Origin of the sequence: Amycolatopsis acidiphila, from assembly GCF_021391495.1 — a bacterium.
Classification (GTDB): Bacteria; Actinomycetota; Actinomycetes; order Mycobacteriales; family Pseudonocardiaceae; genus Amycolatopsis_E; species Amycolatopsis_E acidiphila.
The window spans coordinates 486,674-511,545 of sequence record NZ_CP090063.1 but is presented as its reverse complement, the minus strand read 5'-3'; the positions used below and the strand labels follow the sequence as shown (position 1 = coordinate 511,545).

Annotated in this window: 19 protein-coding genes and 1 tRNA gene; 14 read left to right on the top strand and 6 right to left on the bottom strand. The window is 68.7% G+C overall.

Translation table 11 applies throughout. The features are described 5' to 3' along the window. Positions 1-130 precede the first annotated feature (130 nt). Complete coding sequence (locus LWP59_RS02585; protein ID WP_144642540.1) at positions 131-697, top strand: sce7726 family protein; 567 nt, start codon at positions 131-133, stop codon at positions 695-697. Here the strand turns inward: LWP59_RS02585 and LWP59_RS02580 are convergent. Then, the gene (locus LWP59_RS02580) at positions 651-1,775 is read right to left on the bottom strand and encodes a beta family protein (RefSeq protein ID WP_144642539.1); all 1,125 of its coding nucleotides are present in this window, start codon (positions 1,773-1,775) and stop codon (positions 651-653) included. The genes LWP59_RS02585 and LWP59_RS02580 overlap by 47 nt on opposite strands. Before the next feature lie 242 nt (positions 1,776-2,017). After that, a tRNA-Tyr gene (locus LWP59_RS02575) sits at positions 2,018-2,099 on the bottom strand. A gap of 123 nt (positions 2,100-2,222) precedes the next feature. On the opposite strand from LWP59_RS02575, the gene LWP59_RS02570 reads away from it, so the two are divergent. Then, complete coding sequence (locus LWP59_RS02570; RefSeq protein WP_144642538.1) at positions 2,223-2,714, top strand: YajQ family cyclic di-GMP-binding protein; 492 nt, start codon at positions 2,223-2,225, stop codon at positions 2,712-2,714. Between the two features lie 547 nt (positions 2,715-3,261). Further along, positions 3,262-4,344, top strand: a complete 1,083-nt coding sequence (locus LWP59_RS02565; protein ID WP_229857977.1) for a sialidase family protein — start codon at positions 3,262-3,264, stop codon at positions 4,342-4,344. Positions 4,345-4,356: 12 nt separating this feature from the next. Here LWP59_RS02565 and LWP59_RS02560 read toward each other — a convergent pair whose 3' ends face one another. The 3 genes from LWP59_RS02560 to LWP59_RS02550 are packed head-to-tail and all read right to left on the bottom strand — an operon-like array spanning position 4,357 to position 6,473. Continuing rightward, a complete protein-coding gene (locus LWP59_RS02560) occupies positions 4,357-5,007 on the bottom strand; it encodes a DsbA family oxidoreductase (RefSeq protein ID WP_229857959.1) in 651 nt (216 codons plus the stop codon). Further along, positions 5,008-5,610 carry a TetR/AcrR family transcriptional regulator gene (locus LWP59_RS02555; protein WP_144642535.1) on the bottom strand — a complete coding sequence of 201 codons (603 nt, stop codon included), beginning with the start codon at positions 5,608-5,610 and terminating at the stop codon, positions 5,008-5,010. Next, positions 5,562-6,473 (bottom strand): alpha/beta fold hydrolase, encoded by a 912-nt coding sequence (locus tag LWP59_RS02550; RefSeq protein ID WP_144642534.1) that lies wholly within the window; start codon positions 6,471-6,473, stop codon positions 5,562-5,564. The genes LWP59_RS02555 and LWP59_RS02550 overlap by 49 nt, the downstream gene beginning before the upstream one ends. A gap of 79 nt (positions 6,474-6,552) precedes the next feature. On the opposite strand from LWP59_RS02550, the gene rfbA reads away from it, so the two are divergent. Next, entirely contained in the window at positions 6,553-7,434 is an 882-nt protein-coding gene (gene rfbA / locus LWP59_RS02545) for a glucose-1-phosphate thymidylyltransferase RfbA (RefSeq protein ID WP_144642533.1), read from the top strand. A gap of 1,514 nt (positions 7,435-8,948) precedes the next feature. Here the strand turns inward: rfbA and htpX are convergent. After that, positions 8,949-9,815: a zinc metalloprotease HtpX gene (gene htpX / locus LWP59_RS02540; RefSeq protein ID WP_144642108.1), complete on the bottom strand. Its 867-nt coding sequence runs from the start codon at positions 9,813-9,815 to the stop codon at positions 8,949-8,951. A 134-nt stretch (positions 9,816-9,949) separates the two neighbouring features. On the opposite strand from htpX, the gene LWP59_RS02535 reads away from it, so the two are divergent. The 10 genes from LWP59_RS02535 to LWP59_RS02490 all read left to right on the top strand — a co-directional run bounded on the left by LWP59_RS02535 (position 9,950) and on the right by LWP59_RS02490 (position 24,872). Further along, positions 9,950-10,885, top strand: coding sequence for a YncE family protein (locus tag LWP59_RS02535; protein ID WP_144642107.1), 936 nt, complete (start codon positions 9,950-9,952; stop codon positions 10,883-10,885). Positions 10,886-10,931: 46 nt separating this feature from the next. Next, positions 10,932-11,804 (top strand): LLM class F420-dependent oxidoreductase, encoded by an 873-nt coding sequence (locus tag LWP59_RS02530; protein WP_144642106.1) that lies wholly within the window; start codon positions 10,932-10,934, stop codon positions 11,802-11,804. A 102-nt stretch (positions 11,805-11,906) separates the two neighbouring features. Beyond that, entirely contained in the window at positions 11,907-13,223 is a 1,317-nt protein-coding gene (locus LWP59_RS02525; RefSeq protein ID WP_144642105.1) for a nucleotide sugar dehydrogenase, read from the top strand. Further along, positions 13,213-14,406: a glycosyltransferase family 4 protein gene (locus tag LWP59_RS02520; protein WP_144642104.1), complete on the top strand. Its 1,194-nt coding sequence runs from the start codon at positions 13,213-13,215 to the stop codon at positions 14,404-14,406. The genes LWP59_RS02525 and LWP59_RS02520 overlap by 11 nt, the downstream gene beginning before the upstream one ends. 123 nt (positions 14,407-14,529) lie before the next feature. After that, entirely contained in the window at positions 14,530-15,858 is a 1,329-nt protein-coding gene (locus LWP59_RS02515; RefSeq protein WP_144642103.1) for a YveK family protein, read from the top strand. Continuing rightward, entirely contained in the window at positions 15,855-17,384 is a 1,530-nt protein-coding gene (locus tag LWP59_RS02510; RefSeq protein ID WP_229857962.1) for a Wzz/FepE/Etk N-terminal domain-containing protein, read from the top strand. The genes LWP59_RS02515 and LWP59_RS02510 overlap by 4 nt, the downstream gene beginning before the upstream one ends. Before the next feature lie 3 nt (positions 17,385-17,387). After that, on the top strand, positions 17,388-19,280 hold the full coding sequence (gene asnB / locus LWP59_RS02505) for an asparagine synthase (glutamine-hydrolyzing) (RefSeq protein ID WP_144642102.1): 1,893 nt from the start codon (positions 17,388-17,390) through the stop codon (positions 19,278-19,280). After that, complete coding sequence (locus LWP59_RS02500) at positions 19,277-21,445, top strand: bi-domain-containing oxidoreductase (protein ID WP_144642101.1); 2,169 nt, start codon at positions 19,277-19,279, stop codon at positions 21,443-21,445. The genes asnB and LWP59_RS02500 overlap by 4 nt, the downstream gene beginning before the upstream one ends. After that, complete coding sequence (locus LWP59_RS02495) at positions 21,445-23,370, top strand: alginate lyase family protein (RefSeq protein ID WP_144642113.1); 1,926 nt, start codon at positions 21,445-21,447, stop codon at positions 23,368-23,370. Before LWP59_RS02500 ends, LWP59_RS02495 begins: the two co-directional genes overlap by 1 nt. Further along, positions 23,367-24,872, top strand: coding sequence for a right-handed parallel beta-helix repeat-containing protein (locus LWP59_RS02490; protein ID WP_144642100.1), 1,506 nt, complete (start codon positions 23,367-23,369; stop codon positions 24,870-24,872). Before LWP59_RS02495 ends, LWP59_RS02490 begins: the two co-directional genes overlap by 4 nt.

Here is a 24,872-nt window from a genome sequence, read left to right as displayed (position 1 = left end):
CACATGCAGAGGGACGCGTGCGAACGAGCGCCGTTTGAGGCTTGGAACCACTCGCGTGACGAGCGCCACACAGCGTTCCCGACTAAGGTTCAGTTCGACCAAGCTGCAGGAGTTAGCGATTGGAGATGCAATGCGCGACTACGATGTCCGCCAGCAACTCATTCGTGACCTGAAGATTTGGCACCCCGAGAGCGACACGCTCTTCATCAACGAGTTCGATCTCGCTGGTCTCGTGCGCGTAGACGTGGCGGCTATCAACGGCGCGTTATGGGGTTACGAGATCAAGAGTTTACGTGACAATCTTCGCCGCCTACCAACACAGGTTGACGTATACTCGCAAGTTTTTGACTACGCTGCTCTTGTTGTTGCCGAAAAACACCACGAGCATGCTTTCAATCTACTGCCCGACTGGTGGCATGTATACATAGCACGGAGCAACGGAGTTGAAGGGGTCACGCTCCAACTGACAAGGGAAGGTCGACGAAACGAATCGGTTAACCCATTCCGCCTGGCTCAACTCCTCTGGCGCGACGAAGCACTAGAAGAACTGAGCCAGCGCGGACTGGACCGAGGAGTTCGAACTAAACCCCGACGCCTTATCTGGCAACGGCTGGCTGATAGTGTTCCCCTCGACGAACTTCAAGATTCCGTCAGGTCAAGACTGAAGTCTCGCCAGAATTGGCGAGAGTCTCGGTGACGAATACGAGATGGTGATTTGTAGCGATTCGGCGCCATTTTTCAGGATTTCCACCGGAAGTCAATCCGTGAGCTACGTCGGAAATCCAGGCGTCCCCCACTGAGTAACTTGGTCCGCAGTACTCCGATGCCTCGCAGATCATCTGCGCAACGGGAACGATTGCGTCTCCGCCACTTCCCGAGCCGCCCCTACCCTTGAAAAGCTCACCTTTGGCGGCGAGCCAATGCGAAGAAGCCGTGTAGCGAATGGCTGCGCTTATGCTCAGGAACCGCGGGTCAACCATGACACGAGGATCCGGATGCGCCACACCGTAGTCTCCGAAGTCGGGTAGACGCCATCCTTCGATGCGAGCCTCGTTCTCAATATCTCGCCATAGGTCCCACTCAAGGCGAGGAATACGACTAACAGTGTTGCGCGAAAAGGCGCTTAAATCCTTGGGGAAAGGTCCACCCGAGAGCACGAGGGAACGCCAATCCTGGGCGAACGGCAGGTTGGACAAGGCGGCGAAAGCCAGAGCCCTGACAGCTTCGTTTTCAACGTCGCCTCCCGCGTCCAAGACGAGATCAACCTGCCCTGGCTCCAAGCTGAGGTCCGCCAGCAGCTTCTCAAGCTCAGAAATGGCCGGCGGGTTTGCAGGCCAGTGGATCGGTGACAACCTGACGCACACGCCGAGGCCACGCGACTGGTGTACCTGCGTGAGCGCTTGATTGTAGCTCGGGTGCCGCCCAGGCGCGACGACGGGGACAAGCTGCAAACCATTATCCGCCGCTTCGTCAATTACCGTAACGAGCGGATGCGACTGTGCCTCCTCCCATTCGGCATCCTCGACGAGAAGAGCAGGATCAAAATAGGCCCTCCTAGACTCGAAGACCCTGGCCAGCTTTTGGCCGAGGCCGCGAACATGCTCGACAACCGATTTGGCAGGAGCATCCGTCTCATAGTTCCAATCGACAGGATGGGCAACAAAGAGAGGCGTGAACCTATCTTTGGTTTCGGGCGGTAGATCGTTAATAGCACCGAGTTCGCCTCGCTTCGTCACCAAGATCGGAACATAGTGCGCGCGGACAGAGGACAACATCGACCTCCTTGTGGTGTTGATCAGAACACGCTAAGTAGTCGATGTCGGAGGTCCAGACGTAACAACGTTCAACGGCGACCACTCGGATGGCCTAGCGCCTTGAGCTCAATCCTGACCAAGGCCGTTGCCGCGGATTTGCCGCGAGCACCCACCATGACACGGACCTTGCCGGACGAAGCCGGACAAGACAAGATCACCCCCGTGTCCTGCTTCCGCAGGTCACGGGGGTGATTGGGCTGGTGTGGCGGGTGAGGGATTCGAACCCCCGTAGGCATAGCCGTCTGATTTACAGTCAGATCCCTTTGGCCGCTCGGGCAACCCGCCGTGGCCGGGGTGAACCAGCCGAGAGACAGCGTACCGAACGGGCCGACGGCGGAGACAACCGGGGGGAGCGACGGCGCTATGGTGTGGTTCAGCCGACAACGCGAACGTACGAGGTAGGGACACGTGGCGGATCCGTCTTTCGACGTGGTGAGCAAGGTCGATCGCCAGGAGGTGGACAACGCCCTGAACCAGGCGGCCAAGGAGTTGTCCACCCGGTTCGACTTCCGGGGTGTCAACGCGAAGGTCGCCTGGTCGGGCGAGGAGGCGATCAACATCGAGGCCGAGACCGAGGAGCGCGCGCTCGCGGCGGTCGAGGTCTTCAAGGAGAAGCTGATCAAACGGGGCATCTCGCTGAAGGCCTTCGAGGCCGACGAGCCCGCGGTGTCCGGCAAGATCTACAAGGTCAACGGCAAGATCATCCAGGGCATCGCCTCGGACAAGGCCAAGCAGATCGCGAAGTACATCCGCGACGAGGGCCCGAAGGGTGTCCAGGCCCAGATCCAGGGCGACCAGCTGCGCGTCTCCGGTAAGAAGAAGGACCACCTGCAGGACGTCATCGCCCTGCTCAAGGGCAAGGACTTCGACATCGCGCTGCAGTTCACGAACTACCGCTGACCTGCTGGTTCACGCCTTGATCGGCTCCAGGGAGAGCTCCCGGAACCGCTCGGCCGCGGCCGGGTCCAGGGCATGCGGGCAGACGCCGTCTTCCTGGTCAGGATCGGTGGTCCTGACCGCCTTGGCGCAGTCCTCGAATTGGCGTCCGGTGACACCGGAGACGCGGCGGGCAGAACGAGGTCGCCACGCGCTGCTCGACGGACTTCAAGGGGTAGTTGTCGAAGATCTGCTGGATCTCCAGCGTCGTGCTCGCCTCTTGGTGGCGCTGCAGCCCAGCCACGAGCGCATCTGCGGTCTCGACGCCGATACCTGAAGCACCGTCAGTGATCACGAACAGGCAGGCCGGCTGATCGAGATGATGCTGAGCGGGCTACGCCATCATCCCGCGTGAACTCGTAGCCGCGGAGAGTTTCGAACCGCCCGCGTCATAAGGCGACCAAACGATTACGGCGTGGTGTAATTCCAGCACTCAGCGTGAGAGGAACCGCGAATGCGCCGTGGGCGGAAGTGTGCCGTGCTGTTGCTGGCTGCGTTGCTGGTGGCCGGAATGGCCCCGCCTGCGCGGGCGGCGGGCCGGCAGCGCCTTGCCGTCGGGTCGTATCCCCGGCTCGTGCGGCTGGAGCACAGCGCCTACAAAGGACGCATCGTCGCTGCGGTGAGCGGGTGGGACAACAACGGGCCGTTCGCGCCCGTTTTCGAGAGCACGGACGAGGGCGCGACCTTCCGCGAGATCGGCCAGATCCGCGACTCCGAGGACACGCAGGGTGAGTGCTGTGGCACTCTGTTCGAGCTCCCGAGAAGAGTCGGTGACCTCAGCGCAGGCACGCTGCTCTGGGCCGCGAGCTACGGGCAGGACGCCGGCGCGGAACGGCGGATGGCGATCAAGATCTGGGCGAGCCACGACGGTGGCCGCCACTGGTCGTTCCTCTCCGAGGCCGCCCGCTCCCACAACCATGACGGCGTATGGGAGCCGGAGTTCGACGTGGACGCAGGCGGCACCCTGTGGTTGCACTTCGCCGACGAGACCGAGGCCCCTCGTTATTCCCAGGTGCTCAACCGCGTCGGTTCCACCGACGGGATCAACTGGGGGACCAAGCAGAGCACCCTCGCGATCCCGCCCGACCGAGTGCGACCGGGGATGCCCCTGGTACGGCAGCTGCCCAACGGCAGCTATTACTTCGGGTACGAGATCTGCAACTACGGCGAGCTGTACTGCAATCCCTACTTCAAGATCTCCTCCGATGGCGCGAACTTCGGCGACCCCGGCGCGCCGGGAACGCGTGTCGTGACGGCCAATGGCAACTACTTCCAGCACGCGCAGACTGTGACCCTGTTCCCGGGCGGCGCCAACGGAACCCGCCTGCTGATGGTCGGGCAGATCTACACGAACACCAAGGGCACGCCGCTCTCGTCGAACGGCCAGGTCCTGCTCGCCAACGACAACTTCGGAACGGGGCTTTGGTATGAGCTCCCGGCTCCGGTGCAGGTCCCCTCCGCCTACAACGACTTCTGCCCGAACTACAGCTCGACGCTGCTGCCGGTCGACGGCGGCCGGAACGTGCTGGAGATCGCCGCCGACTACGAGAACGGCGTCTGCACGACTTACTTCGGCAAGGGTCCGGCCAGCTGAGTCCCGGCGGACCTAGCTCTCGAAGGCCCTGGTCAGCGCGGCCGTGAAGGTCTCCGTCGACTGGGCACCCGATACGCCGTACCGGTCGTCCAGCACGAAGAACGGCACCCCGTTCGCCCCCAAGGCACGTGCCTGCTCGATGTCCGCACGGACGTCGTCGACGTAGGTGCCCTCTTCCAGGACACGACGCACGTCCTCACCGTCCAAGCCCGCGTCGACCGCGATCTCCGTCAGCGAGTCCTCGTCGAACAGTGACCGCCGCTCGGTGAAGTACGCCTGGAAGAACCGCTCGGTCACCGCCGCCTGCATGCCGCACTCCTTCGCGAGGTGCAGCACACGATGAGCGTCAAAGGTGTTCCCGATCAGACCTCCTTCGAGGTTGTACTCGAGGCCGTCCTGAGCAGCGACCTTCTCGAGCTGCGCTTCCATCTCGCGGACATCGGCTTCGCTCCTGCCGAGCTTCGCCGCGAGCAGTGGCACTTTCGGCCGGCCCTCACCGCGGGGCATCCGAGGATCGAGTTCGAACGACCGGTACACGACCTCGACCTCGTCCCGGCGATCGAACTCCGCGAGCGCACGCTCGAAGCGCCGCTTGCCCAGGTAACACCACGGGCAGACCACATCGGACCAGATATCAACGCGCACGATGACCCGAACGTGCACTCATTCGGCCCTATTCCCCGCCAGCAGCCCCGCGAACCAAAGACCGAGCACCTGTTGGACGTCGGAGCGGGTCGCCGCCGGGTCCTCGGCCGCGGCGATCATCCGCGCCGCCTCTGTCACCGCGCTAAGCACGAGCTGCGCGAGTGCCCGGACCGGTTGCGCCACGATCAGCCCGTCCGCGATCGCCTGCTCCAGGGTGCGCATCAGCACCCCGAGGCCGTAGTGCGCTTCGAGCTCCCGCCACACGGTCCAGCCGAGCACGGCCGGCCCATCAGTCAGCGAGATCTGGCGGACGTCATCCCGCAGGCACGCGGTCAGAAACACGTCGAGCGCGCTCATCATGCCGCTCACCGGGTCCGGCGCGGCGTCAAAGGCAGCCTCGATCTCGGTCATGATCTCCATCTCGAGCGACTCCACCACCGCGCGGAACAGGCCCTGCTTGTCCCGGTAGTGGTGGTAGAGCGCGCCGCGTGTCACCCCCGCGGCCCGCACGATCTCGTCGGCGGGCACGGCCTGGTAGCCACGGGCGGCGAACAACTCGCGCGCAGCCGCCATCAGCGCCGATCTGGTGCTGTTCGAACGGTCTTCCTGGGTGCGTCGCACAGCCCTAAATCTGCCATGAACTCCAAGATGTGCCGCACCAGCACCTCGGGCTGGTCTTCGGAGATGAACGTGTACGTGTCCGGCACCGTGATCAGCCGGGCGTTCGGCAGCACTTCGACGAGCCTGTGTGCGAGCTTGAGAGGGAAGAGCTTCTCCTCGCTCCCCCACACCAGCAGTACCGGTCGATGCAGTCCACGCAGTTTCTCCGCAGCCGCGAGAGTGTGCCGCGGATGCACCCCACGGAGCAGTTTCCGAAGGTCACGCCGGACGCCGGCGGAGCGGCCGAGCGGCCACAGGTACGACCTGGCGATGTCGTCCGGGAGCGGGTGTTTGGCCACCCAGCCGAAGAAGATCGGCAGTGGGCGAAGCGCTTTGACCCGCAGTAGCAAGGCCAGCAGGACCATCGCGCCGGGCAGATGGGCCAACGTCAACAGTGGTTTGAAGATCGGCGGGAAGAAGTACTCGAAGCTGTCCGACGGTGTCAGCACGACCTGGCCGACCCGTTCAGGACGGCGCGACAGCATGATCTGGGTGAGTGCGCCGCCGGTGTCGTTCGCCACGAGTGTCACCTCCCGCAGGTCCAGGGCTTCGAGGAAGTCGGCGATGAGCTCGGCTTGACCGACCGGCGACAGGTCGGCCCCGGGGTTCATCGACAGCTCGTGCGACCCGAGCGGCCAGTCAGGCGCGATGCAGCGGAACCCGGCCTCGGCGAGGCCGGGCACGACTTTTCGCCACAGGTTGGCGTTGGTCAGCACCCCGTGAACGAAGACGACGGGGCGGCCGGATCCCAGTTCGTGGTAGCGCAACTCGCCTTGAGGAAGGGCGACTCGGCGTTCTTGTCCTGTTTCTTTCACGGTTGCCATCCTTACATACGTACTGTATGTATGTAAATAGAGCCGCTAGGGTGGCTCCACGAAAGACTGACTCGACGAGGGGGATGCGATGAAGGGCATCGTGCTGGCGGGCGGCAGTGGGTCGCGCCTGCACCCGATCACACAGGCGGTGTCCAAACAGCTGCTGCCGGTCTACGACAAGCCGATGATCTACTACCCGATCTCGGTGCTCATGCTCGCCGGCATCCGCGAGATCCTGATCATTTCGACGCCGACGGACCTGCCGAGCTTCCAGCGCCTGCTGGGTTCCGGGGACCAGTTCGGGCTGCGGCTGAGCTACGCGGAGCAGGCAGCACCCAACGGGCTCGCCGAGGCGTTCGTCATCGGCGCGGACTTCATCGGTGGCGACGATGTCGCGCTCGTGCTCGGCGACAACATCTTCTACGGGCAGGGCTTCTCGAGCCGAATGCAGCAGGAAGTGTCTACTTTGGATGGCTGTGTCCTGTTCGGATACCCGGTGAAGGATCCGCAGCGCTACGGCGTGGGCGAGACGGACGGGAACGGGCGGCTGGTCTCGATCGAGGAGAAGCCGAAGCAGCCGAAATCGAACAAGGCCATTACCGGGCTGTACTTCTACGACAACCAGGTGGTCGAGATCTCGCGCGAGTTGAAGCCGTCGGCGCGCGGCGAGCTGGAGATCACCGACGTCAACCTGACGTATCTGCGGGAGGGGCGCGCGAAGCTGGTCGACCTTGGGCGCGGCTTCGCTTGGCTCGACACCGGGACGCACGACTCGCTGCTGGAGGCGGGGCAGTTCGTGCAGGTGCTCGAGCACCGGACGGGGGTGCGGATCGCCTGTCTGGAGGAGGTCGCGCTGCGGATGGGCTTCATCGACGCGGACGAGTGCCTTGCGCTGGGGTTGAAGCTGTCGAAGTCCGGCTACGGCGACTACGTGACAGCCGTCGCTCGGGCCGCAGGTGGGGGGCAGTAGAAGGAGGTCCAGCCGCGCCAGCGGCAACGCCGCGCCAGCGGCAACGCCGCGCCAGCGGCAACGCCGCGCCAGCGGCAACGCCGCGCCAGCGGCAACGCCGCGCCAGCGGCAACGCCGCGCCAGCGGCAACGCCGCGCCAGCGGCAACGCCGCGCCAGCGGCAACGCCGCGCCAGCGGCAACGCCGCGCCAGCGGCGGCACTCGGCGGATGAGGCGGCTGTAGAGCGCCAGCGAGTGGTCCGGAGAGCTGCAGCGCCGGAGCCGACGTCACGGCGGTAGGCGGCCAGCCGGACGTGGCGGCAACCGGGCGTCGCCGTGGTGCCGGTTGGCGGAGCAGTGCAGGGTGGTCGGCGCCGGAGGAGGCATGCCATCCCCGTAGGCACCCGGGCGGGAGCAGGCAGCTACCCGGGTTGGGCACGCGGACCGGAGCAACGCAGGCTGGGGGCGGCCAGGGTTGGCAGCAGAGGACTGCAGGCGCGGCGGGCGGGAAGGGACCAATCGCGGCAGGGTTGCCGAGGCTAGGCCGATTGAGCCAGAGCCAGCAATGGCCGCTCAGCCAGGCCAGCAGGACATAGGCCGCCGAAAAGGCTGGACCCCCAGGCAAGAGGCCGGGGCGGCCCGAGCCAAGGACGCAATGCCGCCTGAGCAAAAAGCCGGACTGCCGCTTGATCAGGAGCCGGGGCTTGGGCAGGGGCCGGGGCCGGGGCCGGGGCCGCTCGAGTAAAAGCCGCCGGAGGAGGGCTCCGCGCCAGAAGGGGCAGCCACCGAGGGAGGGCCGCCGCCCCCGGAGGAGGGCTCCGGGCCCGAAAACCCGCGACCACGTGAGGGCGGCCGCCACCACCGGCAATGGAGCGCCAAGCGAGACGCCGACGCCGCCGCTGGAGGGCCGCCCCGCCGAAGAAGAAGAGCGCGCGCTTAAGGCCCACCCGACCGCGACGGCCCACGCCACCAGCGGAAAGAGAGCGTCATCACCGAAGGAGTTCGCGCTTGGAAGGCCCACGCCACCGCGACCGGCCACGCCAACACCGGAAGAAGAGCGCGCGCCCACAGGGCCCACGCCACCGCGACCGCCCACGTCACCAGCGGAAAGAGAGCGCCATCGCCGATGGAGTGCACGCCTAAAGGCCCACGCCACCGCGACCGCGACCGCCACCACCAGAAGAAGAGCGCCTGGAGGGCCCGCGCCGCCGGAGGGACCGCCGACGACGACGGCGTGCGCGCCCCCGGAGGGCCCACGCCACCACCGAAGGAGAGCCGCCCGCCCGGAGGGCCCACGCCACCGCCGAAGGGGAGACGGCACGCCCCGAGGGCCCATGCCACCATGGTCCACGCGACCCCCGAAGGAGAGAGCACACCGGGAGGGGCGCACAGCACCGCCCGGAGGGGTCCACCGCGGGAGGGGCCCACAGCACCGCGGGAGGTCCACCGCCCGCGGGAGGCCCACCACTGTGGGAGGGCGCACAGCACCGCGGGAGGGCCCACCGCCGCGCCCGGAGGGGCCCCGCCGCGCGAAGGTCAGAAGCGGCGCTTGGCCATTTCCTCCAGACGGGCGATGCGGTCGGCCATCGGGGGGTGCGTCGAGAACAGGCGGGAGAACGACTCGCCGGGCCGGAAGGGGTTCGCGATCATCAGGTGCGACTGCGACACCAGCTGCGGCTCAGGCACCAGCGGCGCCCGCCGGGTGCCGATCTCCAGTTTCCGCAGTGCGGACGCCAGCGCGAGCGGGTCCCCGGTCAGCTCGGCGCCCGAAGCATCGGCCTGGTACTCCCGCGAACGGCTCACCGCCAGCCGAATGACCGCCGCCGCGATGGGGCCCACCAGGATCAACAGTAACGACACCAGCGGGTTGCCGCCCTCACGGTCGTTCCCCCCGCCGAACACGCCCGCGAACATCGCCAGGTTCGCCAGCACACTGACCATGCTCGCCAGCGCCCCGGCGACACACGAGATCAAGATATCCCGGTTGTACACGTGCGACAGCTCATGCCCGAGCACCGCGCGCAGCTCGCGCTCGTTGAGCAGAGCCAGGATGCCCAGCGTGCAGCAGACCGCCGCATGGCGAGGGTTGCGGCCGGTCGCGAAGGCGTTCGGCGCCGCGGTCGGGCTGACGTACAGGCTCGGCATCGGCTGCCGCGCCGAGGTGGCCAGCTCACGAACTATCCGGTACATCGCGGGCTGCTCCGCCTCGGACACCGGCCGCGCCCGCATGGCACGCAGTGCCAGCGTGTCCGACTTGAAGTAGGCATAGGCGTTCATCCCCAGCGCGAGCACCAGCCCGACGAACAACGCCGTCCGCCCGAACAGCGAACTGATCGCGATGATGATGGCACTGAGCAGGCCGAGCAGCACCGCTGTCTTCAACCCGTTCTGATGCCTGTGCACTGGCCCTCCGCCTCCTTCCCATCCGACAGGTGAACGCGTGGGCGGTCCGTGAAAGTTCCACCGTAACGGTGCTCCTACCCTCGACCGGCCGACATCACACCTCCGCCGCGTTAGGGTTTCACCAGGGAGGTCCGATGTTCGGCAGGCGTGCACTGTTCACCCTCGTGGCGGGCATCGGCGCCCTGACCGTCGCCCCCGCGAGCGCCTCACCGCGCGTCACCGCCGTCCAGGTCGGGGCGGGCCCCGGCCCCGGCCCCGTCGCGATCAACTCCGGCTCCGGCGCCATCTACGTCGGGAACGGCGACAGCACCGTCTCCGTCGTCGGTGGCAGCGACCTCCGCGTCGGCGGCGAGCCCACCGACCTGGTCGTCGACGAGAGCAGCGGCCTGGTCTACGTCGCAAGCCAGGATGCGGGCACGGTCACCGTCCTCCAGGCGGGCGGCCGGCTCCACAGCGTGGTCGCCGGCGGGCCCGGGGCCCGGGTACTCGACCTCGACCCCGGCGACAACCGGCTCTACGTCGGCAGCGGAACCACCGGCTCGGTCGCCGTGGTCGACACCGTCGCGGGCGCGCTCACCCGGCTGGTCGACGGTCCGGGACAAGGGTTCGGCGGCCTCAGGGTCGACGGGCAGCGGGGCGTCGCCTACCTGTCGAGCGTGTACACCGACACCGTCGAGGTTCTCGACCTCACGGCGAGTAAGTTCGTGGCGAGCATCTCAGTCGGCCAGTCACCCACGGGTTTGGCGCTGCACGAAACGAGCAACACCCTGTACGTGGCCAATTCGGCAATTCACCACCTGTCGGTCGTCGACGGTGCTACCCGCGCGCAGCGCGCGACGATCCTCCTGCGCAGCGAGGCCTCGTCGGTCGCGGTGCACCAGGCCAGCCACACCGTCTACGCCAACGGCGGCCCCGACGGAATCGTCAAGATCGATGGCGTGGCCGGAAAGATCGTCGACCAACTCTCGCTCGGGATCAACCCCGGCGGAATCGCCGTCGACCAGCGCACCGGCACCGTCTGTGTGACCGACCCGCTGCACGATCAGTTGTACGTGATCAGCGGGTTCTGAACCTGGAGCCACTCCGGGTATACGTTCGATCGCGGAGGTATTTTCCATGAAACTCGGACTGCAGATTCCCAATTTCACCTGGCCCAACGGGCCCACCAAGCTGGGGACCGAACTCGCCGAAGTGGCACACGCCGCGGACGAGGCGGGGTTCGAATACCTCGCGGTGATGGACCACTTCTTCCAGATCAAGGTGGTCGGGCCGAGCGAGAACGACATGCTCGAGGCGTACACCACACTCGGCTACCTGGCCGCGCACACCGAGCGGGCCAAGCTGCTCACCGTGATCACCGGCGTGATCTACCGCCAGCCGGGCGTGCTCGCGAAGGCGGTGACCACTCTGGACGTCCTCTCCGGCGGCCGCGCGATGCTCGGCATCGGCGCCGGCTGGAACGAGGAGGAGTCCCGCGGCCTCGGTTTTCCGTTCCCCTCCACCAAGGAACGGTTCGAAATGCTCGAAGAGACGCTGCGCTACGTGCACCAGATGTTCTCCGACGACGACGGCCCCTTCGAAGGCAACTACATCCACGCCGAGCGGCTGATGAACGTGCCGCAGGCACTCAGCAAACCGCACCCGCCCATCATGATCGGCGGTGGCGGCGAGCAGAAAACACTGCGGTTCGTCGCGAAATACGGCGACGCCTGCAACATTTTCAACGGCCCCGAACTGGAACACAAACTCGACGTGCTGCGCGGCCATTGCGAAAAGGAGGGCCGCGACTACGACGAGATCACCAAGACCGTTTACCAGCCGCTGGACGTCGGCGCCAACGGCGAGAAGACCGAGGAGCTGCTGACCGAGCTGCGCCGCCTGGCCTCGCTCGGTGTGGACGCGGCGATCGGTGGCTGCCCGACGGTCCCCGATCTCAAGCCGTTCGAGATCTTCGCCAAGGACGTCATTCCCGAGGCGGCGAATTTCTGATTTCGCCGGCGGCGGGGCACTAATTCACGAAGTGCCCCGCCTGTAACGGCATCCCGCCGCAGCCCGACCTCTCGGGCAGTCGGATGCGGCGGGAGTTCTTTCATGAAGATAAGTGTCTTCGGGCTCGGCTATGTGGGCTGTGTGTCCGCCGCGTGCCTCGCGAGTCGTGGCCACGACGTGATCGGGGTCGACGTCAACCCGATCAAGATCGGCCTCGTGCGCAGCGGGCGCGCACCAGTGGTCGAGGAGCGGATCGGCGAGCTGACCGAAGAGGTCGTGCGGACCGGTGCGCTGCGCGCCACGGACGACGTCGCGGAGGCGATCGCGCACAGCGAGGTGTCGCTGATCTGCGTCGGCACCCCATCGGAGCCCAACGGCAGCCTCTCCACGACGTACCTCGAGCGCGTGACCGAGGAGATCGGTGAGGCGCTCAAGGAGCAGGACCACCGGCACACCATCGTCTTCCGCAGCACGATGCTGCCGGGCACCTGCCTCGAACTGCTGGTGCCGATCCTCGAGAAGGCCTCGGGCCTGATGGCGGGCGTCGACTTCGGCGTCGCGGTCAACCCGGAGTTCCTGCGTGAGGGCACCAGCGTGCGGGACTTCTTCGAGCCGCCCAAGACGGTCATCGGCGAGATCGACACCGCCAGCGGTGACGCCGTCGCCGCACTGTACGAGGGCCTGCCCGGTGACGTGTTCCGCGTGCCGATCCCGGTGGCGGAGATGGCGAAGTACGCCGACAACGCCTTCCACGGCTTGAAAATCGGCTTCGCGAACGAGCTCGGCGCCATCTGCCGCGCCATCGGCCTGGACTCGCACCGCGTGATGGACGTGTTCCTCGCCGACCGCAAGCTCAACATCAGCCCCGCCTACCTGCGGCCCGGTTTCGCCTTCGGTGGCTCGTGCCTGCCCAAGGACCTGCGGGGGCTCGTGCACGCCGCGCAGCGCGCCGACGTCGCGGTGCCGATCCTCGCGCACATCCTGCCGTCCAACGAGGAGCACCTGCGCCGGGCGTTCGACCTGGTCGCGCGCACCGGCAAGCGCAAGGTCGGGCTGTTCGGCCTGTCCTTCAAGCCCGGCACCGACGACCTGCGGGAGAGCCCGCTCGTCGAGCTGGCGGAACGCTTGCTGGGCAAGGGATACGACCTGCGCATCTACGACGCGAACGTGAGCCTGTCGCGGCTGATGGGCGCCAACCGCGAGTACATCGAGGGCAGGCTGCCGCATCTGGGGCAACTGCTGGCCGGCTCGGTGGAAGAGGTGCTCGAACACGCCGACGTCTGTCTCGTCGGCTCGACCGACCCGTCGGTGCTGGCCGCGCTGCCGCACGGCGGCGAGCACGTCCTGATCGACCTCGTCCGCCTTCCGGACGCCGAGGTGCGCCGGACCGAAGAGGGATACGTTGGCCTTGCCTGGTAAAGCGCTGATCCTCGTCGAGAACCTCTCCGTTCCGTTCGACCGGCGTGTGTGGCAGGAATGCACCACGCTGCGCGACGCGGGCTGGGAGGTGCACGTCATCTGTCCACAAGGGACGAAGCGGGACACCGAGCCCGAAGCCGTGATCGGCGAGGTGCGCATCCACCGGTACCCGCTGAAGGCGGCCACCGGCGGCCCCGCCGGCTACCTCCAGGAGTACGGCAGCGCGCTGTGGCACACCTTCCGGCTGGCCCGCAGGGTCGGTCCGGTCGACGTCGTGCACGCGTGCAACCCGCCGGACCTGCTGTTCCTCGTCGCCCGGATGCTCAAGCGCCGGGGTGCGAAGTTCGTCTTCGACCAGCACGACCTCGTGCCGGAGCTGTACCTGTCGCGCTTCGACCGCGGCGAGGACCTGCTCTACCGCGGCGTGTGCGCGCTGGAGCGGGAGACCTACCGCGCCGCCGACGTGGTCATCGCGACCAACGAGAGCTACCGGGACGTCGCGATCAGCCGTGGCGGCAAGCGGCCTGAGGACGTGTACGTGGTGCGCAGCGCGCCCGCCGTCGAGCGGTTCCGGCAGGTGCCCCCCGAGCCGGAGCTCAAGCGCGGCAAGCCGCACCTGCTCTGCTACCTCGGTGTCATGGGGCCGCAGGACGGAGTCGACTACGCTCTGCGATCGCTCGCGCTCCTGCGGGAACGACGGACGGACTGGCACGCGGTTTTCGTCGGCGCCGGGGACACTTTCGACGCGATGGTGGAGCTCTCCGGGAAAATCGGGCTCACCGAGCACGTGGAATTCACCGGCCGTATTCCGGACGACGACCTGGTTCGCTATCTGTCGACCGCCGACGTCTGCCTGTCACCGGATCCGCTGAATCCACTGAACGACGTGTCGACCATGAACAAGATCATGGAGTACATGGCCATGGCCAAACCGATCGTCTCCTTCGACCTCAAGGAGGCGCGCGTTTCGGCCGGGGAAGCCGCGCTGTACGCGCCGGCGAACGACGAGCAGGTCTTTTCCGAGCTCATCGGCCAGCTGCTCGACGACCCCGAAGAGCGGTCCCGGATGGGAAAACTCGGCCAGGCGCGGGTCGAAGGGCCGTTGGCGTGGCGGGAGTCCACGAAGGCGTTGCTGGCCGCATACGACGGTTTCAACCCGTCCGGAAACCATTCCGGGCAATAAGCAACGATCGCGTTTTGAACAAGACGCGGACAGCCCTGTAACCAATGCGGTAATCGCGGCGACGAGTTGGTGAAAGCCCATCCACGCGATGGGCCGCATTTCTTTCGAGGGGAGAAAGCCGCGTTGAGTGACGAAACAGTGCGCCTGTCCGCGGTGGGACAGCTCGCGCGCCGCCGCTGGCGGTTACTCGCCGTGCTCGCCGTGCTCGGCGCGCTCGTGGGTGCCGGTGCCTCGCTGGTGTTCTCCCCCGGCTACGAGACCACCTCCAGCGTGCTGCTGCAGGGGCCGCGGCAGGCCGACGAGCTGCTCACCGAGGCACAGGTCGCGACCAGCTCCGTGGTGCTCGACCGGGCCGCGGCGGGGTTGAGCTGGCAGACCACGGGCGCCGACCTCAAGGACGAGGTGTCCTCGTCGGTCGCCAACGGCAACGTCGTGACGATCAGCGCGTCCGCCGGCACCCCGGAGCACGCGCAGCAGCTGGCGGACAAGGTGGCGGCCGAGTTCGTCCGCTACTCGACCCAGCTGATCAGCGGCTCGACCGACGCCGCCGCACAGATCGCGCAGGAGCAGCGGGAGTCGCTGCGCCAGCAGGTCACCCTCACCACGCAACGGGTCAGCGAGCTCGCGCAGCAGGTGGGCGGTGGCCTGACGGTGGAAAGCGTGCAGGTGCGCACGCAGCTCGAAGGACTGCGGACGTCACTGGAGCAGGCGATCAACAACCTCAACCAGGCGGACGCGGCGACCAGCTCGGCGAACATGGTCGTGCTCGGCTCGGCCGAGCGGCCGACCAGCCCGGCTGCGCCCACGATGACCCAGCTGATCGCCGGTGGCGCGGTGCTGTTCCTGCTGATCGGCGTCTTCGGCCACCTCCTCGCGGCCCGCGCGGACAAGCGGCTGCGCGACGAGCCGGAGATCGCCGCGGCGCTGAACGCCACGGTGCTCGGCAGTGTCGACATCCCGGAGCAGGCGCCGGAAGCGGCGAGGGGCTGGCGTGCCCGGCTGCGCCGGCTGGTGCAGGCGGACCGGCCGTGGGACCTGCCGCAGCTGTCCGTCTCGGCCGACGAGCTCAGCCGCGACGCGCGCTACCGCCGGGTGCTCAACCGGCTGCGCACGTCCGGGCGCCGGTTGCTGGTGCTCGTGCCGGAAGGCGACGCACCCGCGCACCGGGCGGTCACCCAGCTCGCCGCGGCGGCCGGGTCGCGCACCTCGCTGCGCGTCGTCGACGTTTCGCCCGGCAGGCCGGCGGTCCCCGACGACCCGGACGCCGCGGGCGTGCTCGTCGTGCTCACCGTCGGCACCAGGACGGCCTGGGAGCTCGTCGGGATCGCCGAGGCGTGCGCCGACGCGGACCACGACGTGCTCGGCGTCGTGCTCACCCAGCCCGTTCGCCCCACCACCACCCAGCAGCCCGAGGTCGCCAGCGACCGTGACGCGATGGCAGGTTCAGCGTGACGACGACCAACCCCTCCCCGCCGCTGGTCGATCTGCAGCGGCTCGTGGTGGCCATCCGCCGGCGCCGCCGGATGTGGCTGGCCGCCGGGCTGCTCGGCCTGCTCGCGGGCCTCGCGCTCGCCGTCGTGATCCCGGCGCCGCCGACCGCGGTGACGAAGCTGCTGGTGATCCACCAGGACGACTCGCCGACCGACAGCGGGACGCTGATGCGCACCGACGTTGCCGTGCTGGGCACCACGAAGATCGCCGACGCGGCACTGAAGTCCTTGCACAGCACGGAGTCCGCCGAGGACTTCATGAAGGAGTACCAGGGCCTCGGGCTGACCAACAACGTCCTGCAGATCACCGTGGAGGGCAAGACCGCGGCGGACGCGACGGCGAAGGCCAAGGCGCTGGGCGACGCGTTCATCGCCGACCACGTGCAGCGCAACCAGGCCGCGGCCGACGCCGAGGCGCAGGCGCTGATCAACCAGCGCGACCAGGCGCAGGGCGACCTGAACCAGGTCGACCAGCAGATCGCGACGGAGTCCGCGCGGGGCAGCCGGGCCAACGCGACGACGCTCGAGACCCTCTACGGCCGCCGGGCCGAGCTGGCCTCGAAGGTCTCCGACTTCGAGGGGCAGGCGCAGCAGGCCGGTATCGGCTCACCGCAGATCGCGGCAGGCACCCAGATCGTGGACGCGCCGAGGGTCACCCCGCACTCGTTCCTCAAGACCGGGGCCACCAACGGCGGGATCGGGCTGGTGCTGGGGCTCGCGCTCGGGCTCGCGCTGGCCGCGGTGACCGCCGTGGTGCGGGACCGGCCGGTGCTGCGGCGCGAGGTCGCCGCGAACCTCGGCGCCTCGGTCATCGCGCAGCTGGCGCCACGCCGGCGCGGGCTCGCCCGGTTGTGGCGGCCGAAGAAGGCCGCCGCTGAACGCAGGCGGGTGGCCGCGACGCTGGCGCGTATGGTTCGCGCCGAGGGCGGCACGGTGTCGCTGCTGGACCTCGGCGCCCCCAAGGTCACCGCCGCGCTTGCCCTCGACCTGGCCGGGGACCTGGCGGACTCGGTGCCGACCGTGCTGATCGACGACCTGCCGAGGCAAGACCTGACCACCGCCGCCCGGGACGTGAAGTTCCGGATCGTGGACGCGAGCGAGATGCCGGCACCGGGGCAGCTGCGGCTCGGCGTGGGCGCGGTCGAGCCCGGCACGGCCTGGACCGACCTGGCGCATCTGGGCACCGAGACCGTGCTCGTCGTGCGCAGCGGCCACGCGAGCACCGCCTGGCTGCACACCGTCGCGCGGCAGCTGGCCGACTGCCAGATCACCGTCATCGGCGTCGTGCTGGTCGATCCGGACCCGAAGGACCGCACCGACGGCACGCTGTGGGACGGGCTGCACGTGGCCCTGCGCGCCCGCACGAGCCGGGCGGCGAAGTCCGACGAGACCAGGAAGTTCGTGCCGGTCAACGGAAACGGCCACGGCAGCGTGAACGGCGAGCTGCCGACCCGGCGGTTCGCGCCCGTCGGCCCGCAGGAGGACTGACCCATGTGCGGAATCGCGGGCGCGCTCCGCTGGCCGGACGGCGGGCCGCTGACCGACCGGCTGACCAAGACGCTCGCCCATCGCGGCCCGGACGGGCAGGGCCGGTACGACTCCGGCGAAGTCCACTTGGGACACCGCCGGCTCTCGATCATCGACCTGTCCGAGACCGGGGCGCAGCCCATGGTGTCCGACGGGCTCGCACTGACCTACAACGGCGAGCTGTACAACGCACCGGAGCTGCGGGCCGAGCTGCAGTCGGCGGGCGTGCGGTTCCGCGGCACCTCCGACACCGAGGTGCTGCTGGAGGCGTGGCGGCGCTGGGGCACGGACTGCCTGCCCCGGCTGCGCGGGATGTTCGCGTTCGCGGTGTTCGACGAGCGCACCGGTGACCTGGTGCTGGTGCGCGACCAGCTGGGGATCAAGCCGCTGTTCTTCGTCCGCCGGGGCGCGGGGATCGTGTTCGCGTCGGAGCTGAAGGCCCTGGCCAACGAGCTGAGTGGTTCGCTGCACGTCGACGAGGCCGCGATGATCGCCTCGCTGCTCTACTACTGGGTGCCCGACGCCCGCTGCGCGTTCCGCGAGGCCGAGAAGCTGCCGCCGGGTTCATGGCTGCGGATGCGCCGGGACGGCCGGGTCGAGCAGGGCCGGTTCTGGTCCATCCGGGACGTCGCGGCCGACGCGCAGGAGGCGCCGTTCCCGGACCTGGACGCGGTGATCGAGGACTCGACGCGCAGGCACCTGCTCGCCGACGTCCCGGTCGCGACGTTCCTGTCCGGCGGGCTCGACTCGAGTTACCTGACCGCGCTCGCCGCGAAGCACCAACCCGGGATCTCGGCCTACACCATCGGCTTCCGCGCCGAGGACGCCAAGTTCGAGGCCATGCCGGACGACCTGCGCTACGCCCGGCAGGTCGCCGCGAAGTTCGGCGTGGACCTGCACGAGATCGAGATCGCGCCGCAGGTGCTCGACCTGCTGCCGCGGATGACCTACCACCTCGACGAGCCCATCGGCGACCCCGCCGCGATCAACACGTTCCTCATCTGCACTGCGGCCCGCGAGGCCGGGGTGAAGGTGATGCTGTCCGGGATGGGTGCGGACGAGCTGTTCGCCGGTTACCGCAAGCACCTGGCGAACCTGCTGGCCCTGCGTTACCAACGGGTGCCCGGCATCGCGCGCAGGCCCGTCGAGTCCCTTGTGGACAGACTTCCGGTGGCGACGGCGAAGCGCGGGTACCGGTCGGTCCGGTTCGCCAAGCGCTTCCTGTCCTTCGCGCAGCTGCCCGAGGAGACCGCCTTCCGCCGCAGCTACACCATGTACGACCAGGCCGAGCTCGTGGGCCTGGTCAACCCCGATCTCGCACCGGTGGTCGACGACGTGCTGACCGAGCACGCCGACACCTACCACGACAACCGGCTGGACGACTTCGTCAACCGCATGTGCCTGGCCGACGCGCGGATGTTCCTGCCCGGCCTCAACCTCGCCTACACCGACCGCGCCAGCATGGCGGCGTCCACGGAGGTACGTGTGCCGTTCGTCGACGTCGAGGTCGTCAAGGCCGCGTTCGCGATCCCCGGCAACCGCAAGATCGTGCGGCGGCAGGGGAAAGCGGCGCTGAAGGAAGCGGCGTCGGGCCTCCTGCCGCGCGAGATCGTGTACCGGCCGAAGGGCCTGTTCAGCGCACCGCTGCGGGCGTGGATGAGCCGGGACCTGGCGCCGCTGATGCGCGAGGTCGTCAACGACGGCGTCCTCGTGCGGTCGGGCTTCCTGCGCCAGGACGCGTTGCAGCGGCTCGTCGACGAGGACGCCTCCGGCCGGCAGGACCGGTCGAAGCACCTCTGGCACATCTTGACCCTCGAGTACTGGTACCGGAGCGCAACGTCACAAGGAGCGTCGTGAAGCAGGTAGTGCAGAACTACAAGAGCGGGGAGCTGGCGCTCCTCGACGTGGCGGCGCCGGCGTGCAAGCCCGGTGGCGTGCTGGTGCGGACCGCCTTCTCGCTGATCTCCACGGGCACCGAGCTGATGAAGGTGTCCGAGGCGAGCATGTCGATGGTCGGCAAGGCCCGCTCGCGCCCGGACCAGGTCGCGAAGGTCATGCAGAGCGTGGCCACGAACGGCGTCGGCGCGACCTATCGCAAGGTGATGAACAAGCTGGACTCCTATACGCCGCTGGGTTACTCGCTCGCCGGTGTGGTGGAAGAGGTCGGTGCCGGCATCGAGGACGTGGCGGTCGGCGACCTCGTCGCGTGCGCGGGCAACGAGCACGCGCTGCACTCGGAGCTGAACTGGGTGCCCAAGCACCTCTACGCGCGGGTGCCCGCCGGGCTGGACCCGCGGCACGCGGCGTTCGGCACCGTCGGCTCGATCGCGATGCAGGGCGTCCGCCGGGGCGAGCCGCAGCTGGGCGACATCGCGCTGGTGATCGGGCTCGGCCTGATCGGACAGCTCGTCGTGCAACTGCTCACCGCGTCCGGCGTGCGCGTCCTCGGCGTCGATCCCGACCCGGGCCGCTGCGAGCTGGCCGGGCGGCTCGGCGCACTCGTGTGCAGCACGCCGGGTTCGGGGATCGTGGACACCGCGGTCGGCGAGCTGACCGACGGGCACGGCGTGGACCAGGTGTACCTGGCGGCGGGCGGCAGCACGAACGAGCCGGTGGAGCTGGCCGCGCGGCTGTCCCGCGACCGCGGGCGGGTGATCGACATCGGCAAGTGCCGGCTCGACCTGCCGTGGAACGCGTACTACGAGAAGGAACTGGACGTCCGGTTCTCCCGCTCCTACGGTCCGGGCCGCTACGACCCGTCGTACGAGCTCGAAGGCCGCGACTACCCCATCGGCTACGTGCGCTGGACCGAGCGCCGCAACATCGAGTGCTTCCTCGACCTGGCGGCGCGCGGGCGCGTCGACGTCGAGCCGCTGATCACGCACGTCGCCGGCTTCTCGACCGCGGTGGAGACGTACCAGCGGCTCAACGACGGTGAGCTGAAGGCCGTCGCCGTGTTGTTCCGGTATCCGCAGGAGGCGCCGGCCGTGACGGAACCGGTGCTGGCCTCGGCCCCGGTGCCCTCCCCCGTGCGCACCGCGCATCCGATGGGCCGGGTCCGGGTCGGGTTCGTCGGCGCGGGCAACTACGCCTCGTCGATGCTGCTGCCGCACCTGGCCGAGCGGGGCGACGTCGAGCTGAAGCAGGTCGCCACCACCTCCGCGCTCTCGGGGGCCAACGCGCGCCGCAAGTTCGGCTTCGCCGAAGCGACCACGGACGTCGACGGGTTGCTCGACGACGACTCGATCGACGCGGTATTCGTGGTGACGCGGCACAGTTCGCACGCCGAGCTGACCCGCCGGGCGTTGCTCGCCGGCAAAGCCGTCTTCGTCGAGAAACCGCTCGCGCTGTCCGAGGCCGAGGTCGGCAAGATCCTCGCCGCGATCGAGGAGTCCGGCAACGACCGGCTGCAGGTCGGGTTCAACCGCCGCTTCGCACCACTGCTGAACGAGGCGAAGACGCAGTTCGGCAAGCGCATCGGGCCGGCCTCCGTGCGGTACCTGGTCAACGCCGGTCGGCTGGAGGCGGGCAGCTGGTACAACCAGGCCGACACCGAGGGCACCCGGTTCGCGGGCGAGGGCGGGCACTTCGTCGACACGGTGAGCTGGCTGCTCGGCGAGGACCCGGTGTCGGTCTACGCCTGCGGCACGCCGGGACAGCAGGACCTGCAGATCGTCCTGCGCTACCCGGACGGCTCGACCGCGACGATCTCCTACGCCACCAGCGGTTCCACGGGCTTCCAGAAGGAGACCCTCGACCTGCTGGCGGACGGCAAGGTGCTCAGGTTCGACGACTTCCTGCGCACGTCGGTGTTCTCGCGCAAGAAGTGGTCGAGCCCGCGCATCCCCAAGGGTCGTGACAAGGGCCAGAAGTCCGAAGTGGACGCGTTCGTCGACGCCGTCGCCTCCGGCGGCCCGATGCCCGTGCCACTGGACTCCCTGGTGTCGACCACCCTGGCCACGCTGGCGGTGAACACCAGCCTCGCCACGGGTGTTCCGGTGCGAATCGAGGTGCCGTCATGATGGGTCCCGGCTGGTATCTGCGACGGCTGTCCCGGATGGGACCGCAGGAGATCCGCGGCCGCGCCGCCGACGTCGTGCGCAAGCGGCGGTGGCGCCGCATCGCCGACGCCCCGAGCGAAGCGGCCTGGCTGGGCCAGCGCGACTTCACCACGGCACTGCCCCCGGACGCGCTCGGCACCGTGCCGCGCGAGGCCGCGGACGCGGTGATCGCGGCGGCCGACCGGCTGTTCGACGGGCACGCCGAGTACTTCGGCGTCAGCCGCGACGACATGGTCGGCCCGGACTGGTCGTTCGACCCGAAGACCGGCCGCCGCGCGCCGACCGACCTGTACTCCTTCGACATCGCCTACCGCAGCGAGGACACGGTCGGCGACATCAAGCAGATCTGGGAGCCCTCGCGGCACCAGCACCTCACCGTGCTCGCCGCCGCGTACGCGTCGACCGGCGAGGACCACTACGCCGAACGCGTCGCCGACCACCTGAAGTCGTGGTGGGCGGCCAACCCGCCGCTGCGCGGGGTGCACTGGGTCAGCGGGATCGAACTGGGCATCCGGCTGCTGTCCTGGGTGTGGACGCGCCGGCTGCTCGACGGCTGGGCCGGCGCGCCCGGGCTGTTCGAGGACAATCCCGAGGCCCTGCACCAGATCTGGCACCACCAGCGCTGGCTGGCCGCGTTTCCCAGCCGGGGCTCGTCGGCGAACAACCACGCGATCGCCGAGGCCGCCGGACAGCTCGCGGCCGCCTGCGCGTTCCCGTGGTTCCCCGAGTCGATGCTCTGGCGCACCCAGGCGACGAGCTCGCTCGACGAGCACCTGGCCCGCAACACCTTCGAGTCCGGGCTCAACCGCGAGCTGGCGACCGAGTACCACGGCCTCGTGCTGGAGCTGGGCCTGGCCGCGGCACTGGAGGCGGAGGCGGCGGGCACACCGGTGCCCGAGTCGACGTGGCAGCTGCTGCTGCGGATGACCGACGCGCTCGCGTCCATTGTGGACGACAAGTCGCGCCCGCCGAGGCAGGGGGATGCCGACGACGGGTACGGCCTGATCGTCGACGGCGCGGGAGCGGACCGCTGGGCCTCCCTGCTGGCGACCGGCGCCGCGTTGTTCGGCCGCCTGGACTGGTGGCCCGTAACGCCGCGGCCGGACGTCCGGACCAGCCTGCTCGCGGCGCTCGCGGAAAGCCCCAAGGTGACCGTGGCCCGGCCCGAGCGACGCCCGAGCCACTTCGCCGACGCCGGGCTCACCATCCTGCGCGACGGCGAGATCTGGTGCCGGTGCGACGGCGGCCCGCACGGGTTCCTGTCGATCGCCGCGCACGCCCACGCGGACGCGCTCTCGGTCGAGGTGCGGCACAACGGGGTCGACATCCTCGCCGATCCCGGCACCTTCTGCTACCACGGCCAGCCGGCGTGGCGCTCCTACTTCCGGTCCACCCTCGGGCACAACACCCTGCAGCTCGACGACCGGGACCAGTCCGCGTCGGGCGGGCCGTTCATGTGGACCCGGCACGCGCAGACCCGGGTGCTCACCGCGGGCCCGGAGACCTGGTCCGCCGAGCACGACGGTTACGCCCCCGCCGTGCACCGCCGGTGGGTGCAGCTCGCGGAGTCCGAGCTGCACATCGCCGACGAGGTGGTCGGCCCCCGGCGGCATCGCACGCGGCTCGCCTTCCACCTCGGCCCCGCCGTGTCGGTGGAGCTCGACGGAAGCACGGCGCGGCTGAGCTGGGACGGCGGAACCGGTGTGCTCCAGCTGCCGGACCAGCTGAACTGGTCGCTGCACCGCGGCGAAACCGAGCCACCGCTGGGCTGGTACTCGCCGGGCTTCGGCCGCAAGGAACCCGCCACCACGCTCATCGGCACCGGCCACGCGCGCGTGCTGTCCACCGTGCTCCGCTTCGGCGGCCAGGAGGTTCGCCCACTGTGAAGATCCGCTGGGCACTCCTCGGCGTGCTGAGCCCGCTGCTGCTGGTTGCCTGCAGTCCATCGACCACACAGGACAAACCCTCCGCGGCAGCCGCCGCGGCCCCGGCTTCGGCTTCGACGGCCGCCGTGTGCGACAAGGAGCGCGCGGGCCCGGCAGCCGCGCCTGCCGGCGCGGTCGCCGTGGACCCGAACGTCGTCGGCGACCTCATCGCCAAGACGAAGGCCGGCCCGGCCGGCACCACGTTCTGGCTCGCCCCCGGCACCCACCGGCTCGGCAGCGGGAACTACGACCAGGTCATGCCCAAGGACGGCGACGTCTACGTGGGGGCGCCGGGCGCGATCGTCGACGGCGGGCACGTCAACCAGTACGCCTTCACCGGGCACGCGCAGAACGTGCGCATCCAGCACCTGACCGTGCAGGACTTCGACGCCCCGCACGACGAGGGCGTGGTCAACCACGACTCCGGCGACGGCTGGGTGATCGAGGACAACACGGTGCAGCACAACAGCGGCGCCGCGCTGATGGCCGGTGCCCGTCAGCAGGTGATCGGCAACTGCCTGCGCGAGAACGGCCAGTACGGCATGAACGCCTACAAGGGCGACGGCACCATCACCGGGCTCGTCGTCCAGGGCAACGAGATCGCCGGCAACAACACCGACGACTGGGAGACCAAGAGCCCCGGCTGCGGCTGCAGCGGCGGCATCAAGTTCTGGGCCGTCAACGGCGCCGACGTGCGCGGCAACTGGGTGCACGACAACCGCGGCGTCGCCCTGTGGGCGGACACGAACAACAACGACTTCCTCATCGAGGGCAACGTCATCGAGAACAACGACAGCGCCGCGATCGAGTACGAGACCAGCTACAACGCGACCATCCGCGACAACACGATCCGCCGGAACAACTGGGTCGACGGCCGCAAGTACGCCGACCGCGGCGACAGCTTCCCCATCGCCACCATCTACATCTCCGAGTCCGGCGGCGAGCCCCGCGTCCCCGCCCGCACGGCGAGCCTCGACATCGAGGGCAACGTGCTGCAGGACAACTGGTCCGGGATCACACTGTGGGAGAACGCCGACCGGTTCTGCAACAGTCCCGCGAACACCTCGTCCGGCACCTGCACCCTCGTCCAGCCCGACGCGGCGAAATGCGCGCAGCCCGGTATCGCGACGGAGCCGCTGTACAGCGACTGCCGGTGGAAGACGAAGAACGTGGACATCCACGACAACCGGTTCGAGCTCGATCCCGCCGTCGTGAACTGCCAGGTGACCTGCGGGCGGATGGCGCTGCTGTCGAACTACGGCACCTACCCGGACTGGTCCCCGTACCAGGGCGACGTGGTCCAGGAGGCCATCACGTCGAACCAGCACAACCAGTGGCACGACAACACCTACAGCGGCCCGTGGACCTTCGTCAGCTCCGACACGAGCCAGATCCTGGACTCCTTCCAGTGGCAGGGGGCCCAGCAGCAGGACCAGGGCAGCACGTTCACCAAGGGGGGCTGA